We start from the raw sequence: 23,132 nt of genomic DNA, 5'->3' as shown, positions 1-23,132 counted from the left end.
GCCGTTAAACTCCCGAATTTTTCCCATATAAGCACCCCAAATCATTTGTCTTCTCAAGGCCCTGCCGTTGTTCCCAAAGCTGCTGCCCTCGATAGAAGAATGGAAATGCGATAAATGCCAAAAGCATAAGGATGGCGAATAGGACAGGACCTTGTCCGAAACCTAATATCTATTTTTCGCGAATCTGACGAGAAAGAACGCCAGAATAAACTGGTGGATATGGAAGATTTGATACAGAAAACATATTCTGTCCTGTACCTTGTCCATAAGAAAAACAATACTTCGTTTCATAGATCGTTATGTGGAGTTACAGTTAACGCTTCAGGTTGGCTTGACTTCCATAAGATTTGGTTTCATCCGCATATCTCGCCTTGAGCGCCACGATATAAAGCAGGCGGATCCTTCACGCTACGTGAGCTAAGGATCGGCCTGCTTCTTTGGAATGACAAAGGATACCGTGGTTCCTTCCTTCGGCTTGCTGCGAATAAACAAGCCTTGACCGTACAATTGCGTCAAGCGCCGATTCGTATTGGAAAGTCCGATTCCGCGCCTGCTTTTTGCCGGCGGATTCAACAACTGCCTGACCTTGTCCGGCTCCATACCCTTGCCGTCATCCGCGACTTCAACATGGATGAACCCGTCCTCTCGGGCAATCCGGATACGAACCGTACCGCCTTTGGTTTGGCTAAGAAGGCCATGTTTGACGGCATTTTCGACCAGCGGCTGGATCGAAAGCGGGGGGAGAAGCAAGTCGATGCCCGGGTCAACCTCCCATAAGACCGACAGCCTGCTGCCGAACCGCTCTTGTTCAACAAACAAGTAGGCTTCCACAAGTGCCAGCTCATGGGACAGCTCGACAAGCTTTCCCTTATTGAGAAAATCAAAGCTGATCCGCAAAAAGGACGCAAAGGCATTGCCAAGCTGACGCATTTTTTCCGTGTCGATCTCGCTCAGCGCCATAATGGAATTCAGCGTATTGAACAGAAAATGAGGATGAATCTGTGCCTGCAGATAGGCGGCTTCCATTCGCAAACGTTCTTGGATCGATTGCTTCAGCGTGATCAATGCCCTGATCCGGTATTGCAGCTCCAGCGCGTCGACCGGCTTGGTCACGTAATCATTGGCTCCCGACTTGAAGCCGGTGTAAATGTCGGCAGGCTGACTGCGCGCGGTCAGCAGCAGTACCGGAAGCTCGGATAAGGAATACTGCTCCCTTACCTTCTGCGTCAACTCGTAGCCGGACATGTGCGGCATCATGACATCGGCAATCAGCAGATCCCATTGCTGCGTATCCAGCAGCTCCAGCGCCTCTCGGGCGGATTGGGCGGTCGTGATGCGGTACGGCTCCGATGAAAGGATGCCAACAAGCACATTCAAGTTGACGGGATCGTCATCCACGGCCAAAATATTCGCCTTCCCGCCATTCTCAAGCGGCGGGACAAGTACGGAAGCGGCCAATTCGCCGATGGAGGCATCCGAAGCCATTACCCCGGCGCGTACTTCTTCCACGGTGTCCATGATCTGCGGAGGCTGGAGCGGACTTGGCGGCAGCAGCGGGTTATTTGACACGCTGGCTAACGGCAGGTTAAAGCTGAATACCGAGCCCTTCCCAAGTTCGGAGCGAACGGTCAGCGCGCCGCCGTGCAATTCCACCAGCTGCTTGCAGATGTTTAACCCAAGTCCGATGCCCCGTCCGTCGCTCATGCCGTAAGAGCCTTGTTCGTAGGGGAGAAACACCCTCGCTTGGGCCTTCTCGTCCATGCCGACCCCGGTGTCAGAGATATGAATCAAGGCGTGCCCTTCCCGGGTTTCGGCGGAAACGGAAATGGTTCCTTCCTCCGTATATTTGAGGGCGTTATGCACCAGGTTGTATAAAATTTGCACCAGTCTTTTCTCATCAGCCATGACCGGCGGCATCGATTCCGCAATGTTCATGTGCAATCGGACAGGCCTGCCCTCAATCATAAATTGAAGCATGCCGATGACGCCGGGTACGACGGATTGAATCTGCAGAGGCTCTTGCCGCAGCGCGATGCGGTGCTCCTGAAGCCGTGCGACATCAAGAAGATCGCCGAGCATATGCGACATGCGGCGGCTGATGGTGACCAGCAGCTCCATGTCTTTCAGGCTGCGCTCGTTCAGCTTCGCTTTCTCTTTGACCACTACACTCTGGGCGATATTAATAATGCCGTGCAGGGGCGTTCTCAGCTCGTGCGACGTATTGGCCAGAAATTGATCCTTCAGCTTGTCGGCTTTCCTTAACTGATCGTTGAGGACGGCGTTTTCTCTGGCGTTGCGGAAATATTGTTTAAACCAGTAGGTCGAAAAACCGATAATCGCCGCAATAATATCGATCGGATAATAAACGGGAGAATAGGAGCTCCACAGGCTCCAGAGAAGACTCGATATAATGCCGGTTGCAGACAACACTAGGAAGACGCCGTCGTTGACGGCTTGCTTCCTGAAGATCATGGTTCCTGTTGAATAAGCAAACAAGGCGAAAGGGAGCAAATAGAAGCAAGAAAATATCCCCCATTCGACCGAGCCGTTAACCCATGCCGCATTTGCAGCGAGCAGAAATCCCGTATAACCAAGGAGCGCCGCGGTGAGTATCCGTAAGCCAACACTCTTCGGAGGAGCCGAAGAAAAGCGTCTAAAGACGACATAGATAAAATAAGAATGCCATACGAGGGCGATCAGTCTGATCTTCAGCGCCCATGTATAGTTGATCGGCAGCCGTAGCAAAAGCAGGTTATCATGGCCGATCATAATCGAAATACCGGTTGTCAGCGTCAGCAGAAACACAATGATCAGCGTTCGTTCATGCAGGCTAAACGAATAAAGGATAAAGGCATACATCCCGTGAAGCAGCAGAACGATAAACGTAACCAGCTGAAACCCCATGGAATACCAACGCGCATAGTCGATCGCTGCCTGAGAGCCGAAATAGATGGAGCGCAGGATACCGCCGTTATAAGGATCGTCGAAATTCGCCACCCGAATAAGCAATTCAAGCTCAGTCGCTCCTTCCGCATCGTACGAAGCCGTGTAGGAGATATTTTTGGGCGTGTACTCATTCGCGTTTTTGGCAGGCTTTCCGAAATCGGGTTCAACCTTCCCGTTAATTTCCACACCGGACGAGGCTTGTATGTCTCGCAACCAAAAAGCGACAGGCTGCTTCAGCGGATCGACCAGAATGCGCAGCCGATACGTTCCGTACCCGTACGAGGAGTCCGAGCCATTCGTCAGTTGGCTGCTCCAATCTCCCGGAACTTGAATCGGGCGAGATTCGTTTTCCATCAACGGTATGTCCTGGTGAAAGGCTAATTTGCCAGGGTAGAACTGCCACTCGCCATCCAAGGAGATGGTAGGGGATTGATCCAAGTCCACACCGCGCAAATCAAGCACGCCATGGATTGCGCGGGGGTGCTCCAATGTAGGGAAAATTCCGGTCCAAGTCCAGCGCAGGCCGAGGAGGATGCCGAGAAATAATATAATGGTCACTATATACTTCGGAGTGGTGTTATATTTCATTCGCATCATACGAAGAAGTTCGACGGAACCAGTGCTTATTCCTTTTTAACACGGCTATGAAGGAGACTGCCTTAGAATGAAGGGCGCTGCATCTCTCCGGTTAGCCGGTTTCATGGCACTACAGGGGCCACTTTTCTTTTGTATTGAAAAGTATAAGAAAAGAAGCAGTAGCTTTAGCCGACAACATGCAGCGGTTTATTGTTGATCAGGTTCGGCAGAGTCGCTGATGGTGAGCTTGTGAGAATTTTGAGAGAAGCGTCTGATAACATGAAGGGGGGTTATACCTATGAGATAAGCTTCGGAGGAGGAAAGGACAAGTGACGAATCGAGGGGAATTCCATTCGTTTGCAGGGAGGCTGTGGAGCAAAGAGGCTGTCCAGTTGGGACAACCCCTTGCTTTGCTTGCAAAACTAGCCTAGTGAGCCCCCTTATATTCCTTGAATATCGGATTATGACCACAAACCATAAGCCCTTGCCCCCAGTTCACGTGAACCTCTTCCGTCGGCAAATCCTCAGGATCGCGGTATTGAACCAGCACGTTTCTTCTCGGCCGAGTGCTTCGATTGACGTCGGAGCCGTGAATCGTCAAGTAATTGAAGAACAGAACATCTCCCGCACTTGCCGGGCAAGGCGTGCCCGACGAGATCGGATACTCTTTATGGTTCAGATAGTGGGCTCCTACGTGCGGCATCGGGCCATTTTTATGCGTTCCGGGAATGACGCACAGACAGCCGTTTTCCATGTCGGAATCGTCCAAGTGAATACTTGCCGCGATCATCGAATGCTTCGCATGCGGGAAATACGGATAATCCTGATGCATCGGGAACGCCGCGCCTTTTTCCGGGGGCTTGACCAGCATCTTCGAATGATGGACTTGCACATTTGGGCCAATCAAACTGGATAACACGGCTGCCATGTTAGGATGGCATAGCGCCCGGGTAAATACCGCGTCATGATAATGTACATCGTGGAATCCCTTTAATACGAGCTTCTTCAACTGCTCCGGCGGCAAATAATCGCCTTGCCACGTGTCGCTTCGATCGAACTTCGATTTGGCCGCACGGTCGATAATCGCATCGGTTGCGGTTCGCATTTCTTCCACTTCCTCGCTGTTGAATACGCCTTTCACCAACAAATATCCGTTTTCATGATAAAAATCAACTTGCTCCTGGGTAATCATCCTGTCAGCCTCCCCCAAATTGATGGATCGCTATCCATGATGTTATTGTAGAGACAAACGGGCTGGTTGTATTTGATCAAATCAGTCAAGTCGTTGCACATTTCGGACATTCATGCCAAGGGGGAGCCGGATCATGTTTGATCATCCGCATAAAATTCAAGCCTATTTAAACGAAATCGTCCCGCGTCTCCAGAACCAATCCGCCTCCTTCACCATCCATTATTGGGGAATCGAACCCGCTCATTTTGACAACCCCGTTCATCAGCATTCCTTTTTTGAAATCTGCTATGTCTTGGAAGGAGAGGGGATGTATATGGACGGCGACGATCTCTTTCCCTTGGACAAGGAAACGTTATTTTTATCGCGACCTGGCATCCGCCACCAAATTCGCAGTAAGCAAGGCATGTTTCTCCTGTACGTCGCTTTCGAAGTCGATGAAGAGAACACGGACCCTGCCATTGTCCGGCAGTTTCGGCAGCTTGCGGTTGTCGATCGCATTGTGATCTACGATGCATACGCGAATCCCGCGACACTAATCTGGACCGCGCTTCTGAAGCATGTGCAAGAACCGGTCCCCATCACGGAGCACTACGTGAAGAGCGCTGCCCTGTCGCTATTATTCTCTTTCTGCTCCACATTTCAAGCTGAAGCTCCAGCTTCGGGCTTTGGCGCTTCCGGTTATAAGCCAGCCGCCTATGCGTTGAATCGGGCGATCCGGTTCGTGAAAGACAATCTTTCGCACTCGATGACGTTGGCGGAAGTGGCAGTTTATCTTCATCTTTCCAGCCGCCATTTGTCCCGATTGTTTCAACAGGAGCTCGGCATGAGCTATATCCATTTTGTTCAACAAGAAAAAATTCGCCGAGCCGTGTATTTATTGAAGCACTCCGATTTATCCTTGATTGAAATTGCCGAGAAATCCGGATTTTTCAGCATTCACTACTTCACAAGGTCGTTTTCCCGGAAAATGGGCATGCCCCCCGGCAAATACCGAGAGGCCATGCATGAAAAGAAGGCTTCGGAATGATGGCACGGGCCATTCCATATTCGTTATACCAATGTCGTGCCGCCGTCCACCACAACGATCTGTCCGGTGGAATGTCTTTAGCGCATCAAATACAGGAACGCCTCCGCCGCATCCTCCGGGTCTCAGGTTTTTCCGAATCCACTACGAAACCAATCCAAAAATTGTATTAAACGTAAAAACCCCGCCAGTATTATTAGGCGGGAATTCCGCTCATAATTTGCCAACCAATGTTTAATTAATACAAAAGAACTACTTCAATTTTTTTACCTCATATGATATATTTTACATGTCGTTAAGAAACAACGGTAAACGGTGTTTGATTAAAATCCCCATTGTTCAGCGTGACTGACGTTCATTGGATGTGGCTTCTTGGTATGACTAAAGCGCTTTTTTAAATCCTGTACGAGAAAACAATTTGCAAGCGCTTGCAAGACCGGCATGTGTAGAAAGAATGAGCTCTCTGGAGCAAACAAATTGATTTTCATCATGCGTCTCCCACCTCAGACTGTATTCCCTTCTATATTATCATGATCTCAATTTTTTCAAAAAGCTCACTTCACGGATTCAGGTTCCATTATGACATCATATTTATTCTAAATAGTACATAACATGGGGGTAGAATGCCGTTTCATCGTAAGTCCCTTTGCAGTTCAAAGGAGAGATTTCATGAGGTTCGAGTTTACGGAAGAGCAGGAAATGATCTGTGACATGGTGCGCGATTTTGTCGCCAAGGAAGTGGAAACGAAGGCCGAACAGCTGGACGAAGCGGAAGCGTTTGACCGCGGAATGTTCGACCGGATGGCGGCGCTGGGCTTTACCGGCTTGCCTTGGCCCGAATCGGACGGCGGGGCCGGGGGAGGCTTCGCAAGCTACGTCCTGCTGCTGGAGCAGCTGTCCGGAGGCTGCGCTTCGCTAGGGGCGGCGCTGTGGACGCATGTTCAGCTTGTGACGTGGCCGGTGTACAGGTTCGGGCAACATGGCGGAGCGAAGCAGTTGCAAGCGCTGATCGAGGGCCGGAAGCTTGGGGCCGGAGCACTTCCCCCAAGGCCCGGAGGGCTTCCTCCGCTTGCCTTCACGCTGGCGGCGAAGCCGGATGGGGACGGGTACGTTCTCGACGGGACGCAGGAGTTCGTTATTAATGGCACAGTAGCCGACCTGTTCCTGGTATATGCGAATGTGGAAGGCGAGGGGGAACCCGAACGAACCGCCGCATTTCTCGTTGAGCGGGGGATGGCCGGTTTGCAGGTACGGCCCGTCACCCAAGCTCTTGGCCTCCGCTCCTCCGGTATGGCTCATCTGACTTTTGACCGGTGCCGTCTTTCCGAGGGACAGCTGATCGGCAGTGTCGGACAAGGGGCTGCCATCGCCGGGGAGACGTGGGCCAGCGCCCGATACGGCTTGGCGGCGCTGGCGGCCGGGATTGCACAAGGAGCTTTGAAGGCGTCGCTGGCGTACGCCAAGGAGAGGACGCAGTTCGGCAAGCCGATTGCGCGGCATCAGGCGGTGGCGTTCATGCTGGCCGAAATGTGCGCGGCTGCCGAGGCTTCGAGCCTCCTTGTCCGTCAAGCCGCGTGGAATGAGGACAAGGGGCTGGGTCATGCCGAACCGTCCGCTCGAGCGCTTGCTTTTGCGGCCGATGCCGCCGTGGGTTCAACGACGAATGCGGTGCAAATCCTCGGGGGCTACGGTTATATGAAGGAGTACCGTGTCGAACGGTACATGCGCGATGCTAAAGCGCTGCACATGCTCAAAGGCATGGGCGTATGGGCTGGAAGCGGATGACCTTCGTAGCTGGAAGGCGGGAAATTTTTTAGGACTACGCGGCTTTCTTGCGGAAAGCCCGGAAGGAGAAGCCATGAGAAAATCTGTGATTGTCGGGGGAGCCCGTACGGCATTAGGGAAATTCGGGGGCGCATTGAAAAGCAAGCAAGCCGTCGAGCTCGGCGGCATCGCCATCGAAGGAGCTTTGGACAAAGCAAAGGTGGCTCCCTCCGAAGTCGATGAGGTCATTATGGGCATGGTGCTGCAGGGCGGGGCGGGACAAATTCCGTCGCGTCAGGCGGCGCGGCTGGCCGGATTGGACTGGGGCGTGCAGACGGAGACGATCAACAAGGTATGCGCCTCCGGCATGCGCAGCATTACGCTGGCCGATCAAATCATTCGGGCCGGCGATGCGGAGACGATCGTAGCCGGCGGGATGGAAAGCATGAGCAACGCGCCGTACGTGACGGCCGATGCGCGCTGGGGCTACCGCCTCGGGGACAAGAAGGTGACGGACCTGATGATACGAGACGGGCTGCACTGTGCATTTCAGCATGTCCACATGGGAGAGTACGCCGAAAGAATCGGCGCCGAGAAAGGCATCAGCCGCCAGCTTCAGGACGAATGGGCGCTGCGGAGCCATAGGCGAGCCGTGGAGGCGATACGGCAAGGGCTGTTCAAGGACGAGATCGTGCCCGTCGCTTGCGGGGCAGGCTCTTACGCGGATGTCGATACGGATGAAATCCCCCGCGCCGATACGAATGCGGAGAAGCTCGCCAAGCTGCCGTCCGCTTTTGTGCAGGGAGGCACCGTGACCGCAGGCAATGCTTCAGCCATTAGTGACGGGGCGGCCGCGCTGGTCGTCATGTCCGAGGAAAAAGCGGTCCGCGAACGCCACTCGCCGCTTGCCTCGATTATCGGGCATACGACCGTTGCTGTCGAAGCGCCATATTATACGATAACGCCCGGACTCGCCATTCAGAAGCTGCTGCAACAAACTGGCAAGTCCTTGCAGGAGATTGACTTGTTCGAAGTCAACGAAGCGTTCGCTGCAGTCATGCTTGCCAGCGGCAGTCTCGTCGGCTGGGCCGAGGATAAGGTCAACGTCAACGGCGGCGCGATCGCGCTCGGGCATCCGATCGGGGCCAGCGGGGCCAGGATTGTTCTGACCTTGATTCATGCGCTGAGACGTCGCGGAGGCGGGCTTGGAATTGCGGCCATTTGCAGCGGGGGCGGACAAGGGGATGCGATTTTGCTTCGGGTGGATGAATAAGGGGGAGTTGACGCCTGATGGAGCTGTGCCTCACGGACGAACAGGAGCGCTTCCGGAGCAAAGTGCGCGAATACGCCATTAGCCGGATCGCTCCGTCCGTCCCTGCCATAGAGGAGTCCGATGCTTTTCCGCGCGCGCTCGTTAACGAAATGGGCGGTTGCGGCCTTCTGGGGCTGCCCGTTCCCCGGGAATGGGGCGGAAGCGGCGCGGATATGATTTCGTATATGATCGCCATCGAGGAAATATCCAAAGCAAGCGCCGCGGTTGGCGTTATTTTGTCCGTCCACACCTCGGTAGCGACCTTGCCTATTCTGTATTACGGGACAGAGGAGCAAAAAAAGAAATACCTTCCCAAATTGGCCTCGGGAGAATGGCTTGGGGCGTTTGCCCTGACGGAGTCCCATGCCGGCTCCGATGCGGCCAAGATCAGGACGTCCGCCCTTCGGGACGGCGAAGACTACATCCTGAACGGATCGAAAGTGTTCATTACGAACGCGGGCGAAGCGGACGTGTATATCGTTTTTGCCGCGACTCATCCGGGACAAGGGTCTTCCGGAGTCAGCGCCTTTATGGTCGAGAAAGCTGCGCCCGGCTTCCGGGTGGAGAAGAAGGAAAAGAAGATGGGGCTGCGCGGCTCCAATACGTGCGAGCTGACCTTTGACCAGGTACGTCTTCCTGCCGCACAGCGGCTGGGGCAGGAAGGACATGGATTCCTCATGGCCAAGTCGATTCTGGACGGGGGGAGGATCGGCATCGGCGCACAGGCGCTCGGCATTGCCAGAGCCGCCTTGGAGCATACCGAGCGCTTCGTGAAGGCGCGGTATCCGACAGAGCGGCAGCGTGCGGTGGAGCCCGTTCTGACGGAACTGGGCGCCCGGGTCGAAGCCGCAAGTCTGCTTGTGTACCGGGCTGCCTGGCTGCGGCAGAACGGCAAGCCTTGTACGAAGGAAGCTTCCATGGCCAAAATGTTCGCCAGCGATACCGCTATGGCGGTCACGACGGAAGTGCTGCAGCTGCTCGGCGGCAGCGGATGGACGAACGAGCATCCGTTGGAGCGATTGTTCCGCGATGCGAAAGTGACGCAAATTTACGAGGGGACCAACCAGATTCACCGGATCGTCATTTCTAACGAACTGTTGAAGTCGTAAGCGGCGGAAGTCCTGCGACAGTATTTGGATTTTTCGCTATGAGGAGAGATTGGTTTGGAAACTGCGCGAGTGTATCGAACAAAGTACAAGGCCAGATTTGTTACCGCTTCCGCTTTGTTTGACGGTCACGACGTCTCGATTAACGTGATGCGTCGAATATTGCAGGCTAGCGGCGCGGAGGTCATTCATCTGGGGCACAACCGGTCCGTGGACGAGGTGGTGCAAGCGGCGATCCAGGAGGACGTGCAGGGCATCGCCATTTCCAGCTACCAAGGCGGGCATGTTGAATATTTCCAATACGTAATCGATCTATTGAAGGAGAGGGGCGCAAGCCATATCCGCGTATACGGAGGCGGGGGCGGCGTCATCATTCCTTCGGAAATGAAGCGGCTGCACGACTATGGCGTTGCCCGTATTTTTTCGCCGGAGGACGGAAGAAAGCTGGGACTGCAAGGCATGATCGATGTCATGCTGGAGGAATGCGATTTTTCAACGGTTGCGGGCTACGTGCCCGATCTGGAGGAACTGAAGCAGGGGAATCACCGCGCCATCGCGCAAAGCATCACGGCCGCCGAGAGCCTGAGCGGCGCGTCTGTTTCCTCCAGCCCCGAGCTGCATGCCGTGTTCGAGCAGATGAAGGGCTGGCCGTCCGACGCCCCGGTTGTCGGGATCACCGGTACGGGCGGCGCGGGAAAAAGCTCGCTCACGGACGAACTGGTCCGCCGGTTCCTGCGGCATTATCCCGACAAGAGCGTCGCCATCCTGTCCATCGATCCGACCAAGCAGCGGACGGGCGGCGCTTTGCTGGGAGACCGTATCCGCATGAATGCGGTGCATTCGGATCGCGTCTATATGCGAAGTCTGGCGACGCGCAATTCGGGCAAGGAGCTGTCGCAGGCGATTCGCGAAGCGTTGGCGGTGGTCAAGGCGGCGGGCTTCGATTGGATTTTGGTGGAAACGAGCGGAATCGGGCAGGGAGATCACCAGATTACGGAAATTTCCGATCTGACGCTGTATGTCATGACCAGCGAATTCGGCGCGCCTTCGCAGCTGGAAAAAATCGAGATGCTCGATTACGCCGATCTGATCGCGATCAACAAGTTTGAACGAAGAGGCTCGGAGGACGCGCTGCGCGAGGTGAAAAAGCAGGTACAGCGAAGCCGCGGATGGTTCGAGCAGCCCTACGAAGCGATGCCGGTGTACGGGACGATTGCGAGCCAGTTTAACGACGCCGGAGTCAACAGGCTGTTTACCGCGCTCATCTCCGAGATGAGCCGCAAATGCGGCGGCAACTGGCCGGTTCCGGATTTCTCAACGGAGAAAAGCTTCAAGAGGCAGGTCATCATTCCCGGCGAACGGATTCGGTACTTGGGAGAGATCGTGCAGACCGTTCGCAGCTACAAAGCTTTCGTCGACAAGGAAGCGGAATTTGCGCGCGCCTGCTACCAAATCGAAGGAACGATGCAGGCGCTGAAGCGGGAGCACGCGACGGAGGACAGCATCACCATGCTGCAGGAGCTGAAAGAAAAGTACGAGCAGCGCCTGCACCCGGGGACCCGGACTCTCTTGGCCCGCTGGCCGGAGCTGCGCAGCCGCTATGCGGGCGCGCAACTGGTCACCAAGGTTCGGGACAAAGAGATCGTCACCGAGCTTGCGACCACCAGCTTGTCCGGGCTCAAGATTCCCAAGGTATCCCTGCCCGGCTTTCACGATTGGGGCGATCTGGTGAACTGGCTGTACCGTGAAAATGTCCCGGGAACGTTTCCTTACACGGCCGGGGTGTTTCCTTTTAAACGGACGGAGGAGGACCCGAAGCGTCAATTCGCGGGCGAGGGAACCCCGGAGCGGACGAACCTCCGGTTTCATTTCCTGTCGAAGAACGACCCGGCCAAGCGTCTCAGCACCGCGTTCGATTCGGTGACGCTGTACGGCGAGGACCCCGACTACCGCCCGGACATCTACGGCAAGGTTGGGGAGAGCGGCGTCAGCATCTGCACCTTGGACGATATGAAGAAGCTGTACGCCGGGTTCGATTTGTGTCATCCGCTGACCTCGGTCTCGATGACGATCAACGGCCCGGCGGCCATCATTCTGGCGATGTTCATGAATACGGCGATCGACGGCCGGGCGGACCAATTCCGTCAGGAGCAGGGGAGGGAGCCGTCCGACGAGGAAAGGCGGCAGCTCGCCAAGGAAGCGCTGAAGCAGGTTCGCGGAACCGTGCAGGCGGATATTTTGAAGGAGGACCAGGGGCAGAATACGTGCATTTTTTCCACGGAATTCGCGCTGCGGATGATGGGCGATATCCAGCAATATTTTATCGATCACGAGGTGCGGAACTACTACTCCGTGTCGATCTCCGGCTACCATATTGCGGAGGCCGGGGCGAATCCGATCTCGCAGCTCGCCTTCACCTTGGCGAACGGCCTCACCTATGTCGAATACTACTTGTCCCGGGGCATGCACATCGACGATTTTGCGCCGAACCTGTCGTTCTTTTTCAGCAACGGGCTCGATCCCGAATACACCGTGATCGGCCGGGTGGCGCGACGGATCTGGGCCACGGTGATGCGTGAGAAATACAAGGCGAACGAGCGCAGCCAGAAGCTGAAGTATCACATCCAAACCTCGGGCCGGTCGCTGCATGCGCAGGAAATCGATTTTAACGATATCCGCACGACCCTGCAAGCGCTGCTTGCGATCATAGACAACTGCAATTCGCTGCATACGAACTCCTACGACGAGGCGATTACGACGCCGACGGAGGAATCGGTGCGCCGGGCGATGGCGATTCAACTGATCATCACGAAAGAACTCGGGCTCGCCAAAAGCGAGAACATGCTCCAAGGCTCCTTCGTGATCGAAGAGCTGACGGATCTGGTGGAGGAAGCCGTCTTGCTTGAGCTGGAGCGAATCAGCGACCGGGGCGGCGTGCTCGGGGCGATGGAATCGCAGTACCAGCGCGGGAAAATCCAGGATGAATCGCTGCTGTACGAAACGAAAAAGCACAACGGCGAGCTCCCGATCATCGGCGTGAATACCTTCCAGAATCCGAACCCGCCGGTAGACGATCTGCCGATTCCGATGGCCCGCGCCACCACCGGGGAGAAGGAGCAGCAGATCGCCAATCTGCGCGCGTTTCAAGCGAAGCATCAAGACGAGGCTCCGGCCGCTTTGGCGAGGCTCCAGCAGACCGCTTTGGACGGGGGCAACATGTTTGCCGAGCTGATGGAAACCGTCAAAGCCGCTAGCTTGGGGCAAATTACGCATGCGCTTTATCAAGTGGGCGGGCAGTACCGTCGAAATATGTGATCGACGTTCGGCCAGCCCGATTTATTGCATTACACAAAAATGGAAGAATGGGAGGCGTGGAGCATGACGATACAGACGGTTATGGTGATTGGCGCAGGGCAAATGGGCAGCGGCATTGCCCAGGTCGCCGCAGCGGCAGGATTGAACGTCCTGCTGCACGATATTGCCGAAGCGTCCCTTCATCAGGGCATCAACAGGCTGACGAAAAGTCTTGCCCGGAGCGTGGAGAAAGGAAAGCTTGCCGAGGAAGAGAAAACAAGCATTCTGGCGCGGATTGTCCCTTGTGCCCAGTTGGATCAAGCGGCGCAGGCCGACCTGGTCATTGAAGCGATTATTGAAAGCATGGAGCATAAAACGACGCTGTTCAAGCGATTGGACGACCATTGCCCGCCGCATACGATCCTTGCTACGAATACGTCCTCGCTCCCGATTACGGAGATCGCCGCCGTGACCGGGCGGCCTTCGCAGGTAATTGGCATGCATTTCATGAATCCGGTTCCGGTGATGCCGCTGGTTGAAATTATCCGCGGCTTGGAAACCTCCGACGAGGTATTCGGGCAAATCCGCGATTTGGCGGAGCGCATGGGGAAGACGCCCGTTGAGGTGAACGATTTTCCCGGCTTCGTATCGAATCGCGTCCTGATGCCGATGATCAACGAGGCGATTTATACCGTCTACGAAGGCGTTGCGGCTCCGGATGCGGTGGACAAGGTGATGAAGCTGGGAATGAACCATCCGATGGGGCCGTTGGAGCTGGCCGATTTCATCGGGCTGGACACGTGCCTGTCCATTATGGAGATCCTTCACCACGGCTTCGGAGACAGCAAATACCGTCCCTGCCCCTTGCTGCGCAAATACGTCAAAGCCGGCCGACTCGGCCGCAAAACGGGCAAAGGATTTTATACCTACGATTCATCCTTGTAACGCATTCCCTAAACCGCAGCTTTCTCTTATAATAGAAGCAGATAGGATACTTAACTAAGGAGAGGAACAGAGATGAAGCTGCGGTTTGAAGGAAATTTAAACGTTTTATTGCCGGGAATTCGCGCATTATCACAGGAACTTCAGATTGTTGAGGCGGAAGACGGCATCGTCGTCCGGGTCGAGCCGTCGTCCGGCGAGCTGGAAGTCGGCATGGAGCAGGGGAAGGCTTACATTCGCTACGGTCAAAAGCATCAGTTCTATCGCGGGCTTGGGCTTCTTGTTCAGCACGGCCTTCATGGGGAGCCGTTTCACCTTCGGGAGAAGCAGCAGTTCGATACGATCGGACCGATGTTCGATTTGTCCCGCAATGCGGTGTTGACGCTCGACAGCTTCAAATTTATGCTTCGCAAGATGGCTTTAATGGGATTAAACAGCGTCATGCTGTATTTGGAAGATACGTACGAAATTAGCGAGGAACCTTATTTCGGCTATATGCGCGGCCGGTACACGCAAGCGGAGCTGAAAGAGATTGACGATTACGCTGACCAATTCGGCATCGAGGCGTTCCCAAGCATCCAGGCCCTGGCGCATCTGGAAGAGTTCTTGAAGTGGGAGCCGGTGAAGCATTACAAGGATACGAAAGGCGCGCTTTTAGTCGGGGACGAGCGGACGGACCGGCTGGTCGAACAGATGATCGAGTCCGTCAGCGCTCCGTTCCGCAGCCGTAAAATCCATATCGGTATGGACGAGGCGGAAGAGGTCGGCCGCGGCAAATATTTGGACCACAACGGCTACACGAACCGATTCGAGATTATGATTGGACATCTGGACAAAGTGCTGGACATGACGCGCCGCCGCGGTTTGAAAGCGATGATGTGGAGCGATATGTTCCTGAAGCTCGCTTCGCAGAACGGCAGCGATTATTATGACATGAAAACGCAGATTCCGGAGGAGATGGCGCGCCGCATTCCGAAAGATGTGGACATGGTGTACTGGGATTATAACCACATGGAGCAGGAGGACTACGAGAACCTCATTGCCAAGCACCGTCCGCTCGGCTGCAATTTGGTGTTTGCCGGCGCCGTCTGGGTGTTTAACACGTTCGGGGTCAATTACGGCTTGTCGTTGAATGCCTCCGATGCCGCTCTGCAGGTGTGCAAAAGAGAAGGCATCCGCGAGGTCTATGCGACGATGTGGGGCGACGACGGCATGGAGAGCAATCCTTTTGCGGCGTTGCTCGGCTTGCAGCTCTATGCGGAGCACGCGTATTCGGAAGCGAAGCCGGATGAAGCGAAGCTGGCGGAGCGAGTCAAGTTCTGCACCGGCATCGAGGCCGACGCCTTCCTGACGTTCAAGGATTTGGACGAGGTGCCCGGCTCCGAGCCGAACAACCAGGCGCAGAGCAATCCTTCCAAGTTTTTACTGTACCAGGACGTGCTGCTCGGGCTGTTCGACAAGCAGATCGAAGGACTGGACTTGTCCGCGCATTATACGAAGGTGGAGCAGGATATCCGCAGCCGGCGCGTCAAGGAGGCCGAGCTGGATTACTTGTTCGAGGTACCGGAGAGGCTGTGCGGCGTGCTGAAGCGGAAGAGCGAGATCGGCATCGAGCTCAAGCGGGCGTACGACGATAAGGATACGGGGACGCTGCGGCGCATCGCGACGGAAGTGCTGCCGGAGATTGCGGAAGCGGTCCGGGAGCTGCGGGCCGCCCATCGCGCCCAGTGGCTGCGGATGTTCAAGCCGTTCGGCTGGGAGGTCATCGATATCCGCTACGGCGGAGTCGTCAACCGGCTGGATACGGCTTCGTTAAGGCTGCTCGATTATGTGGAGGGCCGAATTGGGCAGATCGAAGAGCTGGAGCAGGAGCGGCTCGTGTACAGCTCGTCCAACCGGTTCAACAACCGCGGCGTCGGTTGGTGCAGCTACTATTACCGGATGGCGTCGCCCAATGTCTTTTTTCATGTAATGAATCCTTTTTAAACGAAACGAAGCAAGGGAAGCGCTCGCTGCTACAGCGGGGCTTCCCTTTTTTTACTTATTGCGTTAAAGGTTACCGGCGTTAAAAATCGCGTAGCTCATTGAACGTGTCGAACAGCTTATCCACGTCCACTTCGACGCCTGCGGCAGACAACTGCTCCTGTGCCCCGCTGAGCAGATCCTTCAGCACCATATATATTTCCTCGCGCTCCACCGTTTCGATAAAGCCGCTTCTGCGGTCCATTTTATTGAACGTTTCGGTGTAGGCGGACACTAATGTGTCCAGCGCAGACTCCGCCTCGGCTGCCGTCATGCCGCCGCCCCGAATTTGTTCCGCTAATGCCGTTATGGCCGCAAGTGTCTTTTTGTACAGATTCATTGCTTTCTTGGCCCGAGCCTCCGTGATGTTGTCCCGTCCGTCCCAGTCGCGGAAAGGATTATTGAAATTTTCGGCCAGCCATTCGGGCTTGCGCGGCTTGGTGATCGACAGGTCCAGACCTTTGGGAGCTTCTTTCTTGTACTTGTCCTTAATTGCTTTGGCGGCGTCGGCGGGCAGGCTTTCCATCCACAGCCAAGTAAGGTTGGGCAGCCGTTCCGGGCCGGGAAATGCTTCGCCGGAGAAGCCGAACATATCGTAGGTGCTGAATAATCTAAGGTTCGTTAATTGTTCGAGTTGTTGAAGATTAACGATGTTGCCGGGTTTGCCCTCCAGGAGCAGCTCCTTCAACTGAGGGTAGCTTCGGACGAGCGGCCCAAGATCCAGGTCTTTCACCTGTTTCACGTGCAGCCCCGACAAACGTTCGAGACCGCATACCGGCGGTACGTTATTGGTAAAGGCGGCCGTCAGACATTGACCGCCGTCTTCGGCATGGATTTTCAGCTTGGGCGAGGGGGTACCCGTTAACGATAGAAAGGTTAACCCTTTATTTAAAAACAGCTCTTCCAATCCATCCGCCTGAAGGATCAGGCGCGCCAAGCTGCTGCTTCGGAGGTCGATCGACGTATAGCCGTGGTTCTCCAACCGAAGCTCGTATATAAACGGATTGTCGTTAACATACGACAGCAGTGACTCATAGGGACGGTCGGCGGCGATGCGCGTCAGGCAGGGCAGCTGTTTCAGTTCGGACAAGTCGGAGAGCTGCTGGAGCGTGGCGTCACGGATTTCGCTGGTCGAGCGGGCCATCTGCACGCCACCCACGACAACCGGCGTATTGTCCCTTTCCGCTTCCTTGAACGAACGGCGTCGGTCTTCGGGAATGCCCCGCCACTTCAATTGGTAGACCATACTGCTGCCTGTATGCCAACCGCTGTATCTGCTTGTATCTTCGGTGACGAGCGGAGGCCGGTTTCCCGCCAAAATGTAATGTTTGGGGACCTGCGGGTTGACATACCAATGTTCAAGCTGGTCGTTCGAAAAGTGGTCGCAGTACAGCGGTTTCATCTTATCGAGCTCTTCTTCCGTAGGCAGCTTGTCCCCGGTCCAGTCAAGCTCCAGCACGGCGGCCAGCGGCTTACCCCACTTTTCCTTGATTCTGGTGACCTGACACGCGGCATAGCGCTGCAACTGCTCGACGTATACGCAATATATATCCCCGATATTCGGCTTCAATCCGATCATCCTTTCCATTTGTGGGTTCCTCTGCCCTATTTAAGGATAGTATACCTAGGGCCATTCCGGCGCGCAAGAAAAAATCGCCAACCTTTGGAGGCTGGCGATTTCCCTCAGTGCCCTATTACTCCTGAATGATGCAACTGCTTGGAGTACTTGCTCAGAAACGATGTGAGTGCTGGTTTGAACATATAACCTATGACCAAAAAAGAGACGAAAAATCCGACCAACGTCCAGACGTCCCTCATCAGCGTCGGGTAGCTTACCCCGGCGAGCGCTTCGCGCAGCCCGCTGATCGCATAGGTAAACGGCAGCATCGAATGAATCGTTTGAAAGAAAGCCGGTGTCACCTGAATCGGGAACGTGCCCCCCGAGCCGGCGAGTTGGAGCACCAGCAGAACAACGCCGATCGATTTGCCGATATTGTTAAAGAGCGAGACCAGCGTGTATATGATCATGGAAAATACAACACAGTAAAGCACCGTGAGCCCGATGAACAATCCGGCCTCTTGAATGCCGATTTTCAGCAAAAAGATATCTCCAAGCGCTACGATAAGCCCTTGCAGCACGGACAAGGTAGCAAACAAAAGATATTTGCCCAGGTACTCTTCATGCGAGGTAAAGCTGAAATCCGCCGGTTGGAACTTGACGGTGAGCAGAGACATCAGCAGCAGACAACCGACCCACAAGCTCAGCGTCGTATAGAAAGGGGTCATACCTGCTCCATAGTTCGAGATCGGGAATAACGGGTGCGTGCTCATCGTCACTGGAAGAGCAAGGAAGTTGTTGTCTGCAATGCCCCGGTTTTTCAGCAGCTTGATCATGTCCTTGACATCAACCGTGCTGTCGATTTTTTGGAAGACCGCCGTTAGGTCACTCAGGCGCTGCTGAAGGTCCGGCACGCGCTCTTTGAAATTTCGGATATCGTCCACCGCTATTTTGCCCCCGGATGCCATGCCTGCCATCAAGTCCTTCGCCGCGGCCAAATCCTCCTGCGTGTTGCCAAGTATCACGTTCACATCGGCGAAAAGGTTCGAGCCTTTTTGCAAATAGGATTCCGTTTTCGGAAACAGGGTTTGGTCGAGCTCAAGTGACAGTTTGCCGATACTTCCCGCAATCGCAAAGTTCATCCGGGCCAGATCCGGCAGTAACTTCTCCAGGTTTTGGTTCTGTTCGATATTTTTACGAAGATCGGCTGTCTTGCCCTTCCACTCCTCCAGCCTTTGAGCCAGGCTTTTCAAGTCCTTGCTAAGCTGAAACGAGCCTTTCGCGGAGGATTGAGCCAACGAATTTGCATTTTTCAGAAGTCGGTTTATCATGTTGCTAATCGAGTCGATGCTTTTGGACAGCTTGCCGTCCACATTGGCCTTTTTATAGGCCAGCGTCGTACTTAAGTTTCTGGTAAACGAGCTGATCCCGGAAGACAGCTGCCGTATGTTTTCCAGATTGTCGCGGAGCCGGGCAAACGTCCGGATGTTCAAGGCTTCATCGATCGGGGCAAGCAGCTCATTGATGGCGGTCTGAAATTTGGTGATTTTACCCAAAATCCGGTCATTGATCGGCTGCAGCTTATTTAAAATCTTCTCAGCCGCGCCAACATCCTTGATATTCGCTTTTAAATCCGTCAGCAGCCCCCGGAACAAGTTCAGCTCCATTGCGATATCGGATGCTAATTCGAGGGTTTCTTTGGGTAAGGTTACGCCCGCTTTTTCCAGCTGTTCCGAAGAATCCTTCACCCGCTGCTGCAGCTGATCGAGATCTGTGACGGCATTATCAAGCTGAGTGAGCACCTCCGGTTTGTACAGCGTCAGCTGTTCGTTCACGTCCTCGGTCGTCTCGGCTAACTTGTTGAAAATCGTCTGGAGCAGATACAGGTTCTCTTTTACATCCGGCGCGATTTCTTTAATGTTGCCGCTGGCTGTGTACATATCCTTGCTTAGTCCGTCGTTCAGCTCCATGAGTTTGCCGAGGGTATCCTGAACCGCAGGCACATGATCTGCCGTCTTATTCAGTTTAGTAAACCCGTTCTCTGCCCGGTTCAGCATCTCATCCAGATTTTGATTCAGCTTCGGCATATTTTCATTCAGGACGTAGAGCAAATTTTTGTATTTTTCGATTTGCGGGTACCGCTGATCCAGCTCGGCGCCAGCTTGATTCAGTGTTGCGAACACTTTCTCCGTCACCGTCTTGACAAAGGTGGTGCTGATCTCCCGCTGGATCGTCGAGGCGCCAGCATCCGTCATTTTCGAGGCGATGGCATTCTCTTTTTCATTCACATAATATTCCAGATCGGGCTTGACCGGCTGGTCGCTAAGCATCGTGCTCATTTTCAGCGAAAAATCGTCGGGAATCACAATGGTGGCATACACCTCGCCATTTTTCGCCTTGGCTATGCCCTCGTCTTTCGTATTGTAGAAGGTCCAGCCGAGCTTCTCGTTCTGCTTCAGCGAGTGAACGATTTCGTCCCCGATGTTAAAGGTGAGCCCTTTGAGCGTGCCGCCGGTATCGTTATTGACGACCCCGACCTTGATGCCCTTCGTATTGGCGTAGGGGTCCCAGGATGCATAAATGTTAATCCAAGCGTAAAGCGATGGCAGCATAATGAGCCCGCAGACCACCGTCAGGGTGACCCAATTCGTAACAATACGCCGGATATCGTGAGTATATATGCGCAAAACTGTTCGTAGAGAAACTTTTCGCATCGCGTTCCGTACCTTTCACTGTGTTGGGAGAACAAGGCTCTTTAGATTTTACGTATAGTATTATACAATATTCCAGGCGCATTTGAAGCGATATAATTTAGGGAAAATCACCGCGCCGCCATTAATTTGTTCGATTTTTTTGCTGTGAAGAGTGCGGGTAAAAGCAGTTCATTATGTCCTTCAAGCAAAAAAACGACAACCTCGAAAGGCTGGCGTTCGTATCCGAAGATGGGTTACATCGGTTTCAAGGCGTGAATCTCTTCTTCCGTTAATCCGGTCGCTTTAACAATCAATTGAATATCGAGGCCCATCGACAGCATGTTTTTGGCGACTTCACTTTTTGCTTGCGTTTTTCCTTCTAATATTCCTTTGGCTTTTCCCTCCGTCTTCGCTCCTTCAATCATCGAAGCTTCGTCGTGCAAATATTTTTGCCTCGCTTCGTACAGTCTGCGGGCCTCGGCGTCCTGACTCAGGAATTCGAGTGTCGTCATCGCCTTCTTCAATGTCGGTTCGTTCATGGCCAGCACCTCCCAGTTGGATTTGTTTGCGCCTTTCAGGAACAACAGCCAGTTGACCAGGCCGCCTTCCATCGGAACAGCGTGATCGTCAAGCTTCGGCAGCTCGATAAAATGCACCTCGATGTCGTCGATCAGGGGAATGAGCGTATGATCTTCCCGCAGGTGAAAGACGCTGTGATAACGGTCGTTGGGCAGGAATGAAAAATTTAAAACATTGATTGTGACGCACTTCTTCAAGGCTTTGTAGGTCTGCCCCTCTTGAAGCTGATTGGAGTAACGTTTCCCCCAATAGTACAAGGTGCGCTTTTCATTGTCATATTTGTTGAACAGCTGCATTTCGACATTAATCAGCTTGCCCTCGGCAGTTTTGGCCCAAATGTCAAAGATGGATTGCTTGTCGTATGGAGCGTCTTTCTCGGTATAAGGATTGAGCAGCACGATCTCGGTCAGCGGCGGCTCGCCCGCCTCCATGAACGTATGATTCAGAAAGGCCAGCAGTACATCTTTATTCTCTTCGGTGCCGAAAATTCGTTTGAAAACAAAGTCGTTCCGCGGGTCCAGCAGTTCCGTCATTCGGATCATCTCCAATCACTAACATTATACCACGCTGCGATTCGTTAGACACAGGATTTAGAAGGATGGAAAAGTCGGCCTCGCTCTTTTTGGACCTTGGCAGCATACACTACTCCCATGGGAGGTGGAGCGGGTATGCCGTCAAAATCGATCATTCGGGCAGGCCTTGTCATTTTCGATGATGAGTGTAGGGTTCTTCTGGTGCGTCATGCGGACGGGAAAAGGAAATGGGGGCTGCCGGGAGGCCGGCAAAGGGAAGGAGAGGCGGCATGGGAAACCGCCATCCGCGAATGCCAGGAAGAAATCCAGGTGGCGATGCATCCTGCCGATTTTACGCTGTCGAGCATCTATTATTTATCCGGGCGGAATGCCTATGTTTTTAACTTTAAAGTAACGGAATGGGAGGGGACGCCCGTACCGGATGGGAAAGAAATCGATGAAGTCGGATTTTTTTCATTAGATCAGCTCCCTTCGCCCTTATCCAAATTTACCTTGCTGAGGATAAAAGATGCCGCTCGGAATCAAGGGAACGTGATCTTACGAAAATATTGCGTCAAATCCTAACCTTATTTCCGGTAAAAAACTTGTCTTTTGGATCTAATTATGGTAAGCTAAAGTTAATCATAAATTTGACCTGTTAATTCACATATTGTAAAGGGTTATCATTTGTGTGATGGAACCTTTTTCAATATGTGAATTTTTTATTTCTTTAATGGGTAAAAAAAACATGTTAAATCAAATTTTGGAGGTAATACGATGCAAACAGGTACAGTAAAATGGTTTAATGCTGACAAGGGTTTTGGCTTTATCGAAATGGAAGGCGGCGGCGACGTATTCGTGCATTTCAGCGCGATCACAGGTGACGGCTTCAAATCGTTGGATGAAGGCCAGCGTGTCCAATTCAATGTGGTACAAGGCAACCGCGGAGCGCAAGCCGAAAATGTTGTAAAGCTGTAATGTAATGTAAGTCCAAGCAAACTGCCCTTAACTTGTGTTGAGGGCAGTTTTTTTAGGATCAAGGTTTTTTTAAATCAAGGGGGGGTTAACTGTGAATTTTCAAAAGAAATCGTTAGAGGATATCCCTGAGGAAAACACGACGATCTGGTCTTGTAGCAAGGAAGGATGTAAGGGGTGGATGCGGGACAACTTTGCGTTCGAGGATGTGCCGGTATGCCGGCAGTGCCATTCCCCAATGGTTCGTAGTGTGAAGATGCTCCCCTTGCTGGTCAATCCGAATGGCGACCTGAAGTCGCTCAAGAAAGGCATACAAATCTCGTAGCCCGTGCCCGCATATCCATGTACAAGCGTTCCTCAAGATCTGAACGGTCACGGTTCCCTTTCCCATTGTTTTAAGAGCAAGGACGACCTTTTTTAGGTGGTCCTTGTTTCTTTTGCACTCATCTTTTAGCGGTTGTTTTGGGAAGGACGAACAGCGGTATAACCGAAAGTTGACAGCATGCAAAAAAGCTGCTGACAATGGCTGTCAGCAGCGGTACTCACCGCCCTTTAACTTTCCTCCGAAAGAAGTCTCCCACTTCTAAATCTTGCGAAGCTTGATGAAAGTGGGAGATGAATTTCGGTAGGCGAAGCC

The 23,132-nt window shown here is 53.6% G+C and carries 16 protein-coding genes; 10 read left to right on the top strand and 6 right to left on the bottom strand.

Features of this window, described 5'->3' with window-relative positions; all coding sequences use genetic code 11:
- Positions 1 to 417: 417 nt before the first annotated feature.
- Complete coding sequence (locus NLX71_RS22185) at positions 418 to 3,543, bottom strand: hybrid sensor histidine kinase/response regulator (RefSeq protein ID WP_254365935.1); 3,126 nt, start codon at positions 3,541 to 3,543, stop codon at positions 418 to 420.
- 406 nt (positions 3,544 to 3,949) lie between these two features.
- Positions 3,950 to 4,714: a phytanoyl-CoA dioxygenase family protein gene (locus tag NLX71_RS22180; protein WP_254365934.1), complete on the bottom strand. Its 765-nt coding sequence runs from the start codon at positions 4,712 to 4,714 to the stop codon at positions 3,950 to 3,952.
- Positions 4,715 to 4,847: 133 nt separating this feature from the next.
- Between NLX71_RS22180 and NLX71_RS22175 the strand changes: the two genes are divergently transcribed.
- On the top strand, positions 4,848 to 5,741 hold the full coding sequence (locus NLX71_RS22175) for an AraC family transcriptional regulator (RefSeq protein WP_254365933.1): 894 nt from the start codon (positions 4,848 to 4,850) through the stop codon (positions 5,739 to 5,741).
- Between the two features lie 320 nt (positions 5,742 to 6,061).
- Here the strand turns inward: NLX71_RS22175 and NLX71_RS22170 are convergent, their stop codons facing one another.
- Entirely contained in the window at positions 6,062 to 6,229 is a 168-nt protein-coding gene (locus NLX71_RS22170; RefSeq protein WP_254365932.1) for a hypothetical protein, read from the bottom strand.
- Between the two features lie 178 nt (positions 6,230 to 6,407).
- Between NLX71_RS22170 and NLX71_RS22165 the strand changes: the two genes are divergently transcribed.
- The 6 genes from NLX71_RS22165 to NLX71_RS22140 all read left to right on the top strand — a co-directional run bounded on the left by NLX71_RS22165 (position 6,408) and on the right by NLX71_RS22140 (position 16,142).
- Positions 6,408 to 7,523, top strand: coding sequence for an acyl-CoA dehydrogenase family protein (locus NLX71_RS22165; protein WP_254365931.1), 1,116 nt, complete (start codon positions 6,408 to 6,410; stop codon positions 7,521 to 7,523).
- A gap of 73 nt (positions 7,524 to 7,596) precedes the next feature.
- Entirely contained in the window at positions 7,597 to 8,775 is a 1,179-nt protein-coding gene (locus NLX71_RS22160; RefSeq protein WP_254365930.1) for an acetyl-CoA C-acetyltransferase, read from the top strand.
- A 17-nt stretch (positions 8,776 to 8,792) separates the two neighbouring features.
- Positions 8,793 to 9,923: an acyl-CoA dehydrogenase family protein gene (locus NLX71_RS22155; RefSeq protein ID WP_254365929.1), complete on the top strand. Its 1,131-nt coding sequence runs from the start codon at positions 8,793 to 8,795 to the stop codon at positions 9,921 to 9,923.
- Between the two features lie 54 nt (positions 9,924 to 9,977).
- Entirely contained in the window at positions 9,978 to 13,235 is a 3,258-nt protein-coding gene (icmF, locus tag NLX71_RS22150) for a fused isobutyryl-CoA mutase/GTPase IcmF (RefSeq protein ID WP_254365928.1), read from the top strand.
- A 63-nt stretch (positions 13,236 to 13,298) separates the two neighbouring features.
- A complete protein-coding gene (locus NLX71_RS22145) occupies positions 13,299 to 14,159 on the top strand; it encodes a 3-hydroxybutyryl-CoA dehydrogenase (protein ID WP_254365927.1) in 861 nt (286 codons plus the stop codon).
- A gap of 72 nt (positions 14,160 to 14,231) precedes the next feature.
- Positions 14,232 to 16,142, top strand: coding sequence for a beta-N-acetylhexosaminidase (locus tag NLX71_RS22140; RefSeq protein ID WP_254365926.1), 1,911 nt, complete (start codon positions 14,232 to 14,234; stop codon positions 16,140 to 16,142).
- 79 nt (positions 16,143 to 16,221) lie between these two features.
- Here the strand turns inward: NLX71_RS22140 and NLX71_RS22135 are convergent, their stop codons facing one another.
- The 3 genes from NLX71_RS22135 to NLX71_RS22125 all read right to left on the bottom strand — a co-directional run bounded on the left by NLX71_RS22135 (position 16,222) and on the right by NLX71_RS22125 (position 21,541).
- On the bottom strand, positions 16,222 to 17,766 hold the full coding sequence (locus NLX71_RS22135) for a hypothetical protein (RefSeq protein ID WP_254365925.1): 1,545 nt from the start codon (positions 17,764 to 17,766) through the stop codon (positions 16,222 to 16,224).
- A gap of 95 nt (positions 17,767 to 17,861) precedes the next feature.
- Entirely contained in the window at positions 17,862 to 20,450 is a 2,589-nt protein-coding gene (locus tag NLX71_RS22130) for a YhgE/Pip domain-containing protein (RefSeq protein ID WP_302058390.1), read from the bottom strand.
- A gap of 233 nt (positions 20,451 to 20,683) precedes the next feature.
- The gene (locus tag NLX71_RS22125) at positions 20,684 to 21,541 is read right to left on the bottom strand and encodes an Rpn family recombination-promoting nuclease/putative transposase (protein ID WP_254365923.1); all 858 of its coding nucleotides are present in this window, start codon (positions 21,539 to 21,541) and stop codon (positions 20,684 to 20,686) included.
- Positions 21,542 to 21,676: 135 nt separating this feature from the next.
- Here NLX71_RS22125 and NLX71_RS22120 point away from each other — a divergent pair, with 135 nt between their 5' ends.
- The 3 genes from NLX71_RS22120 to NLX71_RS22110 all read left to right on the top strand — a co-directional run bounded on the left by NLX71_RS22120 (position 21,677) and on the right by NLX71_RS22110 (position 22,820).
- Complete coding sequence (locus NLX71_RS22120; protein WP_254365922.1) at positions 21,677 to 22,105, top strand: NUDIX hydrolase; 429 nt, start codon at positions 21,677 to 21,679, stop codon at positions 22,103 to 22,105.
- 192 nt (positions 22,106 to 22,297) lie between these two features.
- Positions 22,298 to 22,498 (top strand): cold-shock protein, encoded by a 201-nt coding sequence (locus tag NLX71_RS22115; RefSeq protein ID WP_254365921.1) that lies wholly within the window; start codon positions 22,298 to 22,300, stop codon positions 22,496 to 22,498.
- Between the two features lie 91 nt (positions 22,499 to 22,589).
- The gene (locus tag NLX71_RS22110; RefSeq protein WP_090670294.1) at positions 22,590 to 22,820 is read left to right on the top strand and encodes a cold-shock protein; all 231 of its coding nucleotides are present in this window, start codon (positions 22,590 to 22,592) and stop codon (positions 22,818 to 22,820) included.
- The last annotated feature ends 312 nt before the right edge of the window (positions 22,821 to 23,132 follow it).

It is taken from the genome of Paenibacillus sp. MZ04-78.2 (assembly GCF_024213375.1).
Lineage (GTDB): Bacteria > Bacillota > Bacilli > Paenibacillales > NBRC-103111 > Paenibacillus_G.
This window is presented reverse-complemented; position numbering and strand designations above follow the sequence as displayed.